Raw genomic sequence first — 12,066 nt, forward strand, 5'->3', positions numbered from 1 at the left:
GTACCTGCATACAGCTCTTTAGATGCGCAGGTGAGTTTACGGATCCCTTCAGTACAATCAATCATTAAACTTGGCGGTTCTAACGTGCTGAACAAATATTATTTTACTTCTTACGGAAATCCATCGGCAGGCGCTATCTATTACGTAGCCATTAGTTTTAATCCATAACCAGTTAATTGAGTTTTAAGGGCCTTCTACGCTAAAAGTATAGAGGGCTTTTTTGTGCCACTATACGACTGGTTTATCCTTGTTGCTGCTATCAATCGCCTCTGTTAAATCTTCTTTAACGAACTCCCATATTTTCCCTTTTAAACATATTGGATCGAAGTCATCGTCAGCTGTAAGAAAGTTAGTGAAGTTTTTTCTGATCATTTCTTCATCGTGAGTCCATTCGAAACGTTTTTTATGAAGTTCAATCATATCACTTACACTATAATTATCTAGCAATTCATGTAAGTCCCAAAAATCTTTCTTTCTGCCACCTCTTTGTACAATATCCATCTTCATTGCAATGATTTCAGGTATGGTTGCCATAYGCACACTATCATGATCCGCATGATCTTCAAAAAAGGGGTCCATGCTGTAAAAGAGATCCAGCTTAACAATGTTCTCTTTATGCGTACCAATAAGATAGGACTTTCCTAGACCTGCAAATTGACCAAAATTACCTTGAACGAAGGCAAACTTATTCCTGAGTAACTTCTCAATTCGATCAAAGTCTATTGATCCATATTCTGCATCTGTAAAAAGATCAATGTCGACCGATAAACGGTGACCGAGATAAAGACTAAGCGCTGTTCCACCAACCAGCCGAAACTTAGATAGCTCCTTTGCTTGCATAAGTTCAAGCAAGCAGCTTTTTAAAAGTTCGTTAACGGTATTCCAATACATAATTTGATTTTTAGATATCTCGACCGGTTTGGTCAATACTATTAATGGCTACTTTATTCACTAAATCTTGYCCGTAATATCTAATTAGTTCATTTTTTTCATCACTATTTCCCCGCTCCAATACCCTTTGAATAACAGATTTATATTGGCTTTTCCAGTTTATTTTATCAAAATCTGTATCCCAAAAAAGTATCTTTCTGAGAATTGATAAATCAGGTTTATCGGCTGCATTCCGTTTATCTTTTTCTTTCTGTATCTCATAGTAAGCCTGGAGTATCAGCATGGTGCCCTCTTCTAAACCCAAAATTTGATCTAGCTTAATGGAAAGTGAAGCTGTAACTCCTCTCTTACCTTTTGTAATATCATTTAAGGTCTGAGGATATTCGTTTAAGGAAAGCGCCAATGGGCCCTTTTTAAGCCTCCTTTTTTTAAGCTCACGTTCCAGTATAAGGCCGGGGTGGATACCTTTAAACTTATTGATCAATTTTTCCATATTCAAAAATAAACAAAATTGTTTATAAATTTATGTTTATAAATAATTTACAATCTAGCTTTCTATCAAACAAAGGACGATACTAAATCTTATGGCAAAATTGTGAAATAACATGGCTTAGTGTAAAAATCACACTATTGAAAACAATCTTTTCATAAAAAGCTACATCCCTTTTGTAAAATATTTGTATTATAGTACTTTCTTAAGCACATCCCGGTTTAAGAACCATGAATTTAAAATTTTGAATAAATAAGGATGGAAGCGCAAAACGACAAACCTAACGAGACAAGTGACCTGGTCGAAAAGGAGCAAGAAATACAGCATTTAAACAATCCAGTTGATATATCGGTAAAGCCAATTGTTAAACAATACCTCGGTGCAGTTAAAAAAGTAAAAAAGGAGGGCAACCGTTTTTATTTTTCTGATGGCGATGCAAGAGTAGAAATTCGGGTGGTAAGCGACGATATTATCCGCGTTCGCCTGGCTCCTCATGGCGTTTTCTTAGAGGATTTTTCTTATGCCGTACCCGAAGTAGATCAAAAAGTGTCTGTTTTTAAAATGCAGGAACATGATGATCATTTCACGATCTCTACCCATGCGGTAACCTGTAAAATAGAAAAAGCAAACTTCCATATTTCTTTTTCTGATAATATTACCAATGTAGTAATGGTTGATGAAGCCAATTCTATGCACTGGGAAGAAAATGTAGATTTTGGCGGTTATTATATCTACGCAACCAAAAAATGCCACCCTGAAGAAAATTTCTTCGGTTTGGGCGATAAATCTGGTAATTTTAACCTGCGGGGGCGCCGTTTCGAAAACTGGAATACCGATGCTTACTCTTTCGGTTGGAACCAGGACCCACTTTATCGTACCATACCTTTTTATATCGGTTTGCACAATCAGGCCGCCTATGGTATCTTTTTCGATAATACCTTTAAATCGTATTTCGATTTCGGGTCGGAGGATGTAAATAAAACCAGTTTCTGGGCCGATGGCGGAGAACTGCAATACTATTATATCCATGGCCCGCATATTATGGATGTTGTTAAACGTTATGCAACTTTAACGGGAACACACCCGATGCCACCAAAATGGACTTTGGGTTATCAGCAGTGCCGCTGGAGTTATTACCCTGAAACAAAAGTTAAAGAAATAGCCAAACAGTTCAGGGAACGTAAAATCCCTTGCGATGCCATTTATCTGGATATCGATTACATGGATGGCTACCGTTGTTTTACCTGGAATAAAAAATACTTTCCAGATCCGCGAAGAATGATCAAAGAGCTATCTGATGATGGTTTTAAAACCGTTGTAATGATCGATCCTGGAATTAAGGTAGATGACGATTACTGGGTTTTTAAAGAAGGCAAAGAGAAAAGATTTTTCTGTCGCCGCAGCGACGATTATTATATGGAAGGGCATGTTTGGCCAGGACGCTGTCAGTTTCCCGATTTCACCAATCCAAAAGTACGGAGCTGGTGGGGTAATTTATATAAAGAGCTGGTAGATATGGGCGTTGCAGGTTTCTGGAACGATATGAACGAACCAGCTGTTTTCGGTTCAGGAACTTTCCCCAACGATGTCCGCCATAATTATGATGGTTACCGCGGCTCACACCGTAAGGCACACAATGTTTATGGCATGCAGATGGTGCGTTCTACCTACGAGGGCTTAAAAAAACTGATGCGCAATAAACGTCCGTTTACCATTACAAGGGCTGGTTATGCGGGCATGCAGCGTTATGCAAGTGTTTGGACCGGCGATAATATCGCAACCTGGGAGCATTTAAAGATCGGAAATATACAGTGCCAGCGTTTATCAGTTTCTGGTGTGCCTTTCTGTGGAACAGATATCGGCGGATTTAGTGGTGAGCCAGATGGCGAATTGTTTACCCGTTGGATCCAGCTAGGTACATTTTCTCCTTTCATGCGTGCACACTCTGCCGGCGATACCGCTGAACGGGAACCTTGGAGCTTTGGCCAGTTTTTCGAAGATATCAACCGTAAGTTTATCGAATTAAGATATCGTTTAATGCCTTATCTATATTCAGTTTTCTGGGAGCATCATCGTTATGGCTTTCCTATTTTAAGGCCTTTAGTGATGCTTGAGCAAGAAAATATCAGCAACAGTTTCCGTCAGGATGAATTTTGCTATGGTGATAAACTATTGATATGCCCGGTTTTAGAACAGGGTGCAATATCTAGAAAAGTTTACCTCCCAAAAGGTACCTGGTATAATTTCTGGACCAACGAAATCCTGGATGGCGGTAACGAATATACGGTTGATGCAAAGATAGATAGTATGCCAATGTTTGTAAGGGCAGGTACAGTTTTGCCAGAATATCCGGTAATGCAATATGTTGATGAAAAATCTATTACCGAAGTGGTATTGAATATTTATCACAGCGATTACGAGGTTAATTCATACATGTACGAAGATCATGGCGATACTTTTGCTTACGAGCAGGATATTTATCTGGAAAAGAAATTCACTGTAAAAGGCGATACTCAGGCCATTAAAGTGAATCAGCGTAATGAAGGATTGTATACGCCTAATTATGAATTTTATGTTTGCAATGTTATTGGCGTAAAATTCCAGGTCAAAAAGATCATTATCGACAATAAAGAGGTGAAAGACTTTTATACCGATGATCAGAATATCCTGCATTTTAAATGCAATAAGAACTTCTTAGAAATACAGATCTTGAGTCTGTAAACATTGAGCCCCAAATGCTGTTTGGTATTTGGGGTTTCATCTAATCTAACCAAAATACCTATGCCAGCAGCAAAAAAAGTTCTTGTAAAAAAATCATCCCAACCAAAAACTGATCAACAGAAATCCGTTTGGATACACAGTTTATTTACCGATTACGATATTGATCTTTTTCTTGTAGGAAAGCATTTTAGGCTTTATGAGAAAATGGGCTCACATTTAATTACCGTTGATGGAACCGCTGGAACTTATTTTTCGGTTTGGGCTCCAAATGCCATCCGTGTAAGTGTAGTGGGTAATTTTAACGATTGGGACAACGCTTCACATCCGCTGAGCGTGCGGTGGGATAAATCGGGTATCTGGGAAGGTTTTATCCCCGGAATTGCAAAGGGCGAAGTTTATAAATATTTTGTTAAAGGTTTTGATGAATCTGAGCATTTAAAAGGCGATCCTTATGCCAGAAGATGGGAACATCCGCCACAAACAGCTTGCATTGTTTGGGATACCGATTATACCTGGAAAGATAAAGCCTGGCTTAAAAAAAGAGCAAAAATAAATGCTTTGGATCAACCCATCTCGGTATATGAGATACATCTAGGTTCTTGGGAGCGCGATCCGGATAATCCAGAACGTGTTTTGAACTGCAGGGAAGTTGCTGGCAGGCTAGTGCCTTATGTAAAGGAAATGGGTTTTACGCACGTAGAACTGATGCCTGTAATGGAGTTTCCGTATTTCCCTAGCTGGGGTTATCAGATTACAGGTTATTTTGGTGCAAGTTCGCGTTATGGTTCTCCACAGGATTTAATGTATCTGATTAACGAGCTCCATAAAGCAGATATTGCGGTAATATTGGATTGGGTTCCTTCTCATTTTCCAGGCGATAGACATGGTTTATATGAGTTTGATGGAACACATCTGTACGAACACGCCGATATGCGGAAAGGCTTCCATCCAGACTGGAAATCATACATTTTCAATTATGATCGAAACGAAGTACGCTCTTTTTTGATTAGTAATGCGTTGTTTTGGATTGACCAATATCATGCAGATGGCCTAAGGGTAGATGCCGTAGCATCGATGTTATATTTCAATTTCTCCAGAGAAGATGGAGATGCCGCAACAAACGAATATGGTGGAAGTGAAAACTTTGGGGCCATACAGTTTTTGCAGGACCTGAATGTTGCCGTTTATGGAAATTTTGAGGGTGTACAGACCATTGCCGAAGAAAGCAGTACTTACCCTGGTGTAACCCATCCGGTACATGCTGGCGGATTGGGTTTTGGCATGAAATGGATGATGGGCTGGATGAACGATACCTTAAAGTATTTTAAAGTAGAAACCCTCGGCCGGAAACACCACCATCATCAGTTGAGCTTTAGCATGACTTATGCCTTTACCGAAAATTTCATGTTGCCTTTCTCTCATGATGAAGTCGTACACGGTAAATCGCCAATGTTGTATAAAATGCCTGGAGATGACTGGCAGAAATTTGCAAATTTAAGGGCGCTTTATGGTTATATGTTCACCCATCCGGGAGCAAAACTGCTGTTTATGGGGAATGAGTTTGGCGAAACCAACGAATGGAACTTTACGCAATCGCTAGATTGGCATTTGCTTCAATACGCGCCGCACAAGGGCATGCAGGAAACCGTTAAGGCTTTAAACTTTCTGTACCGTAAAGAACCCGCATTGTATCATTTCAATTTTAGTTATGAAGGCTTTCAATGGCTCGATGCCGATAATGCAAACGAATCTGTCTTCACATTTATGCGCAAAGGACCAAAAGCAAAAGATACTTTGGTTGTTGCAATAAACTTAACGCCGGTGGTGCGTGAAAATTATAGAATTGGTGTTCCTTTTAAAACCAAATGGACAGAAATTTTTAATACTGATGATATTGTTTATTATGGAGGCGGCATTAATAATCGCGGGGACATTGTTCCTGACCCAGAGGGTTATAACGGACAGGAATATTCAATAATTGTCGATTTGCCACCCTTGGCGGTAGTGATTTTTAAGAGCAAATAAAAGATTGTTTGCTACTATATCACGCCAAAACTTCAATTTTTTCTAAAATGCCTTAAAATAAGAAAAGCCTCCCATTGCTGGAAGGCTTTCTTAAACTCTGGAGTGGAAGCTTCCAGAGAGGGTGCAAAGATACAATAACCATTGTTTCTTGCAAGTATTATTTTTTAAATAATTTTTAAGCTAAAAATATTTGTATAAAACATTGTTGTAAAGTATTGTTGGTTAGTGTTTAAGCTTAATTCTGGCTTTAAAATCTCTTCCATCGGTGTGGGCTCAAATATTATCGAAGCTTGGGTTAAGGTGCGAGCTGTTAATCACACTTTGGTGCCTGCTCTGTCTGGTACCGCTGAAATTCCCCGCATTAATAAATACCGAAATTTTTTCTAAAACTTTCGCTGTCATAAAACCAAATTCCCTAAAATGGGTTAGTTTTTTGGTTATTATAGATATATTGATCATCTACAAAATGGCCTTCCTAACTCATTTTAAAGTTTCTTTTCTTTTCGTACAGCAATAGCCAAATTCGGGCATACCACCTCAGGTGATGCAAGAGATCGGCAGGATGTTTAAGGCTTAACAGATAGGCTAAAATTTTTGTTCTGGAAGCAGCTATACAAATCAGGTTCGGATGACTTTGTTTTTGTTGATAAATATCAACAAAACAGGTTTTTACGTTTTGGTAAAGGCTTTAATGAATAAAGTGAACGGATAATGTGGCATTGGCCCGTAGTACTTTTGTATCACAAGCAAACAAACAAAATTTAATTTTTACGTCATCCCAAACTTACATTGAAAAGGCGCTCTTGTCTATCTTTCCTGGTGTTTGTGTGCGTTTTTTTACCTGTGTTTTTACGTGCGCAGTGTTTAAAACCGAAACGAACTTATGCAAGCCATCAGGGTTATCTCAGAGAAGGACTAGGTATACTAGGTGGTCCTGCACTATTTTACGGGGAGATTGAAAATGCCGACAACGCAGTAAATGGTGTGGTTACCGATGCATCGACGCTAAAAGTAGGTTTAGGGCTCCTAAATGCTGCTGCAACAACTCAATTTTTGGAATTTAAAGATGGAGGACTGACAAGTACATTTGCAGCTAATACTTCAGTGATAGTCAAAATATCTGTTCCCAGTCAGTTAGTGGGGGTTTTAACAGGAGTAGAGATCGGTTCCTTTACAAATATGCATGATGTTTCTGCCTCTTGGCCACTTATTGGTTTGGGGAATTTTGCAGGGCAGGATGCTGTAAAAACACCTATTTATAATTCTGTAAATATTGCGGAAGTTATAAGTGGAACAGGGGAAATCGAGATTGCCTTAACACCACATCAAGCATTTAACGGGGTGTATGTAAAGCTTTCCAGCATAGTGGCCTTAGGTTCTTCCATTAAGGTATTCCATGCTTATGTTATGGAAAATACCACTACGCCACTAGCTTGTAATGAGGTAGTTGATGTGCTTTCTGGTGTGATTCCAACGGTAGTGGGCGGAGTTCTTAATGTTACTGATTTTGTTGATAAGCCCGAGCGCGCAATTGATGGAGATGTAGAGACCTTCGCGGCGTTGAATACGGGGGTTTCTGTTCTTAATAAGGTTTTTTTATCTCCAATCTACAGCAATCCTTCGCAACCTGGAGATGAGGTGACTATTATTCTTTCTAGCCCTTCAGCTCTTCTTGAGGCTGATCTATTGACCGGGTTTACTGTTCAGCCTTATCTCAATGGGGTAAAAGCTGGTCCGCCGTTTAAGAAAACGGGTACTTTTCTGAGTATTGATCTGTTAACCGGAAGTACCGATAAGTATGTAATGACTTTTCCAGTAAGCACTTCTTATGATCGTTTGGAGATTTCTGCGGGAGGCGTTCTTGGTGCTCTTGACGCTATAAGGGTGCATGAAATAATACGCAAGCCCGCTAAGCCTATAAGCGCAGGTATCGTAAATAATAAGTATGAGCAAGAAGTGTGTCAAGGTTCAACGGCTACCTTTACGCTTAACAATTTGCAGGCCTGTACCACATATAAATGGTACGATGCTGAAACCGGAGGGAATGAGGTCGGATCTGGTTCAACCTTTGCGCCGCCAACAACACTTACTGCTGGTTCATACGATTATTATGTGAGGGGAGTTAAAACGTATTGTTCAACCGAAATTTCGGATCCCCTAAAGGTTACACTTAAAGTAAATCCACTACCAACTTTAAGCGTTCCTGGCACAACTATTTGCAGCGGATCTTCAGCAATACTTTCGGTTACAACACCTGATGCTGGCTTCACCTACAACTGGTATTCAGTGGTGTCAGGAGGGACAACACTAAAAACAGGAAATAGCTATACTACCCCTGCTCTTAGTACAAATACTACTTACTATGTAGAGGCCGTTAATCAATTAACAGGTTGTAAAAATGCAAGTCGAGAGCCTGTAGATGTTATTTTAAATCCATTACCGAATTTGACCTTTGAACCAAATCCTGGTATTTGTGAAGGACTTACTACAACCAAAATTGCTTACACTAATCCGGTTTTCGACCCCATTAGTTATAGCATCTCCTGGGCCGGAAATTTACTTCCTGCCGTTTCAGATCAAACTTTGCCAGCAAATGAAATTACGATCAATGTTCCATCAAATACACCGGTAGCAGTATATCAAGGGGTATTAACCATTAAAAATGCAAACGGCTGCGAACGGGCTATCCCTTTTAGTTTTAGGGTAAAGCTTGTGCCACATAAACCTACAGTATCTATTAATTAAAAAAGAAAATAAATTATTCATCCCTAACAAATTAACATTATGACAAAAAAATCTACAAAACGCAATCTAAGAATCTTTGTATTCTTAATGTTCTTRTTGCCGCTGGGTGCCTTTGCACAAACGCCAAATGTATACCTGTGCGGAACAGGTACAGTAAAATTGAATCCAACTTTCACCGGTTATACACCTGTTAATGGCGATAAAATTGTATGGACCGTTGACGGAACTGCAGAAGCTACGGTAGTATATAATGGTTCAAATGCTTTTTATCAGATCGCAACAGGATTAGCAGTGGGAAACCATACTTATTCTGTTCAGGTTCAGCCAGCAGATGCGAATCTCTGTCCTAGTGATGCCTCTGATAATACCGTTGTAGAAAAATTACCTACGCCTATTATCGCTGTTGCAGCTCCCGGAAGTGTTTATTGTACCGATCAAACAGCCGCCACAGTAATTACGGCGAGCAAGGATGCTTCAATAACATTGCCAACTGGTGTAACCATGACTTATGTTTGGTCTGCAACTCTCGGCGGTACCGCAGTGGCTGATATTACAACTTTAGGTGCAGCTTCTGCTTCTGGAGATACTTTTACACTTAAGGCTGGCGTGGCTCCAGGCGCGTATGTTTTCACAGCTATCGGAAGTTATGCTACAGGTGGTGTTCAGATTGTACCTGCAACAACTTGTACTGCAACTGCCGGCAAAGCAATCACTGTTACTGTTAAACCAGGTAAAGCAACTATCGCTGTAGCGCCATAAGGTTTAACCATTATGATGTTTAATAGGTTAAGGATAATTGTGTTCGGTGTGCTGCTGCTTTCTGCAGCAGCATGCTTTGCGCAATCTGGCAATCCGAATACGCTTAACCTTAAACCAGGCGTTACTGTTAAACTGAGGGCCAATGGCACAGGTGCTACCTCTTATCAATGGTTCAGAAATGGAAACGCCATTTTGGGAGCTACTGAGCAAGATTATGTTGTAAATACTGCAGGGAAATATACCGTTATTACTTTTAGCTTAGGTGGCTGTAGCTCCGATCTGTCAGAAGAAATGGAAGTGGTGATGGAGACAGCCATATCAGCAGATGTTTCCATAGTTAAAAGATCTGAAAGCAGACAGGTAATCAATACCGAGGTATTTAAATACAATTTATTAGTGCGCAACAACGGGATCGGTGAGGCTACCAACATACAGGTAAAGGATGACCTTCCAGAAAATTTAACCTTCGTAAGTGTTGATCCAACTATTGTGGGTACCGCAAGTTATAACGATCAAACCAAGACAGTTTCCTGGGCGATCCCGTCACTTGCCAATGGCAGTTTTGTTGAGCTGATCATTAATGTAAGAGCAATGAAACCTGGTAATGTTGTTAATAGTGCCAGGGTTACCATCAATGAAATAGATCCCGATCCATCTAACAATATATCAGTTGATACCAAAGAAATTACAGGACTTAAAATACCTAATGTGTTTACGCCAAACGGCGATGGAAAAAATGAAACCTTTTTTATTGAACGCTTAGACCGCTATAGCGAAAACCAGCTTACCATTATTAACCGCTGGGGAAGCACGGTTTATGAGAAAGACGGCTATTTAAACGATTGGACCGCGAATGGTTTGGTAGATGGAACGTATTTCTATGTGCTTAAAGTAAAAACCACAACTTCCAAATGGCAGGAATTTAAAGGTTATGTTACAGTTATCAGGTAAATGGAACTAAAATGTGAGGATATGAAAAAGATAATTTTAACGGTATTGTTTAATTTAATCGGCCTGTGCCTGTTCGCGCAACAGAATGCCCAGTTTGGACAATATATGTTCAATGGTTTATACATCAATCCCGCTTACGCAGGCTATAAAGAAGAACTGTATATGCAGGCCTTTGTGCGGGCGCAATGGACAGGTATTCAGGGCGCTCCCCAAACGCTTTCCATATCGGTAGATGAAGCGGTTAAGGAAGAAAGTTTAGGTTTGGGTTTATTGGTGTCGAAAGATAAAATTGGCGCACAGAACTCGTTAAACCTATCAGGGAATTTTGCTTACCGCATTAAGCTAGACCGTACCGAAACCAATGTACTTGCTTTTGGCGTTGGAGTGGGAGTAATGCAGATGGGGCTTAACGGAAGTTTATTAGATCCAAATGAAACCAGCGACAATAAGATTCCGACAGGATATGAAAGCCGAATTGTACCCGATATTAGGGCTGGTGTACATTATTCGAACGAAAAATTAAGCCGCATTTTTATTTAACGGCGGGAATGGTATTTCCAATGAACAATGATTTTATGTTCAAACCTACTTTTTTGATCAAAGATGATTTGAACGGGCCAACCTCATTGGATCTTAATGCTTTTTTAATGATCAAAGAAAAACTTTGGTTAGGTGCTGCATATAGAACCTCCGTAAAATTTTATCCTAAGCCAGCATTACAAAGCGATTTAAGGGCAAGGAGTGCCATCGGGTTGATTACTGAGTTTTTTGTCCGCGAAAACCTCCGGATTGGCTATGGTTACGATTATAGTTTAAATAAATTCGGCAGCTATGATTATGGCTCACACGAAATATCTATTGGGTATTATCTGCAAACTGCAAAAAGCAGAAGGCCAAAATGTTACTTCTAATAATCGGGTGCCTTCCACCCGGACTTTCTTTTTTACTGAGTGTCTATTATTCTGCATGTGGTCTGCGCGCATTTGCTTTTTTTGTGAAAAAGATGAACGAAATGAATGTTGTAAAAACGTTTCGTTTTATTTGTTACGTTCTTTTTTAAGATTGTCAGCCTCTGCCATGCATATTCTATTCGTTGTTTAATAAGACTAAACTCCGCATTTTTACCCGGATAAATCAGTTTGTGTTTCAAAATATTAAGAAATCCTCATTATAAAGGTGTTTAAACATCATAATTGCCTTAATAATCTACTTTATTTTTATATTCCGTTAAAAAACGCTATAATTAAGGGTCTTAAGTCTATCCCTATTTGTGTATGCTCGAATCCCGAAAGGTATTTTTAGTAAACGCTGTATTAAATTATTTCAGCAGTTTATGCCCTATAACCTCTGGATTTATCCAGGAAATAGAAAAAAATGTAGATACTCTTCTGATCAAGAAAAATAAATACATTTTATCTCCCATTGATAATAATGATTATGTTTTTTTCGTAGTATCAGGCTTGGTAAGAGGTTTTATTAAAGAT

Annotated in this window: 7 protein-coding genes and 2 pseudogenes; 7 read left to right on the forward strand and 2 right to left on the reverse strand. The window is 39.3% G+C overall.

Annotated features, from left to right (window positions below; translation table 11 throughout):
* Nucleotides 1-228: 228 nt before the first annotated feature.
* Both AC1DPQ_RS06275 and AC1DPQ_RS06280 read right to left on the reverse strand, forming a co-directional pair.
* Nucleotides 229-891: a nucleotidyl transferase AbiEii/AbiGii toxin family protein gene (locus AC1DPQ_RS06275; RefSeq protein ID WP_477608438.1), complete on the reverse strand. Its 663-nt coding sequence runs from the start codon at nt 889-891 to the stop codon at nt 229-231.
* Between the two features lie 10 nt (nt 892-901).
* Nucleotides 902-1,384 (reverse strand): helix-turn-helix transcriptional regulator, encoded by a 483-nt coding sequence (locus AC1DPQ_RS06280; protein ID WP_477578912.1) that lies wholly within the window; start codon nt 1,382-1,384, stop codon nt 902-904.
* 255 nt (nt 1,385-1,639) lie between these two features.
* Between AC1DPQ_RS06280 and AC1DPQ_RS06285 the strand changes: the two genes are divergently transcribed.
* The 7 genes and pseudogenes from AC1DPQ_RS06285 to AC1DPQ_RS06315 form a co-directional block, all read left to right on the forward strand.
* Nucleotides 1,640-4,102 (forward strand): glycoside hydrolase family 31 protein, encoded by a 2,463-nt coding sequence (locus tag AC1DPQ_RS06285; protein ID WP_477578910.1) that lies wholly within the window; start codon nt 1,640-1,642, stop codon nt 4,100-4,102.
* Between the two features lie 60 nt (nt 4,103-4,162).
* On the forward strand, nt 4,163-6,127 hold the full coding sequence (gene glgB, locus AC1DPQ_RS06290; RefSeq protein WP_477578908.1) for a 1,4-alpha-glucan branching protein GlgB: 1,965 nt from the start codon (nt 4,163-4,165) through the stop codon (nt 6,125-6,127).
* Between the two features lie 825 nt (nt 6,128-6,952).
* Nucleotides 6,953-8,872, forward strand: coding sequence for an immunoglobulin domain-containing protein (locus AC1DPQ_RS06295; RefSeq protein ID WP_477608440.1), 1,920 nt, complete (start codon nt 6,953-6,955; stop codon nt 8,870-8,872).
* A 39-nt stretch (nt 8,873-8,911) separates the two neighbouring features.
* On the forward strand, nt 8,912-9,631 hold the full coding sequence (locus AC1DPQ_RS06300; RefSeq protein ID WP_477578904.1) for a hypothetical protein: 720 nt from the start codon (nt 8,912-8,914) through the stop codon (nt 9,629-9,631).
* 12 nt (nt 9,632-9,643) lie between these two features.
* A complete protein-coding gene (locus tag AC1DPQ_RS06305; protein ID WP_477578903.1) occupies nt 9,644-10,582 on the forward strand; it encodes a T9SS type B sorting domain-containing protein in 939 nt (312 codons plus the stop codon).
* A gap of 21 nt (nt 10,583-10,603) precedes the next feature.
* Nucleotides 10,604-11,493: pseudogene (locus AC1DPQ_RS06310) on the forward strand (PorP/SprF family type IX secretion system membrane protein).
* A 363-nt stretch (nt 11,494-11,856) separates the two neighbouring features.
* A pseudogene (locus AC1DPQ_RS06315) lies at nt 11,857-12,066 on the forward strand (hypothetical protein); the annotation flags it as partial.

Source organism: Pedobacter sp. 01T416_2 (assembly GCF_056398925.1).

What these genes read in the sequence shown, in the direction of transcription:
- AC1DPQ_RS06305 (WP_477578903.1), top strand. Translation starts at nt 9,644, where the DNA reads ATGATGTTTAATAGGTTAAGGATAATTGTGTTCGGTGTGCTGCTGCTT.
- glgB (WP_477578908.1), top strand. Translation starts at nt 4,163, where the DNA reads ATGCCAGCAGCAAAAAAAGTTCTTGTAAAAAAATCATCCCAACCAAAA.
- AC1DPQ_RS06285 (WP_477578910.1), top strand. Translation starts at nt 1,640, where the DNA reads ATGGAAGCGCAAAACGACAAACCTAACGAGACAAGTGACCTGGTCGAA.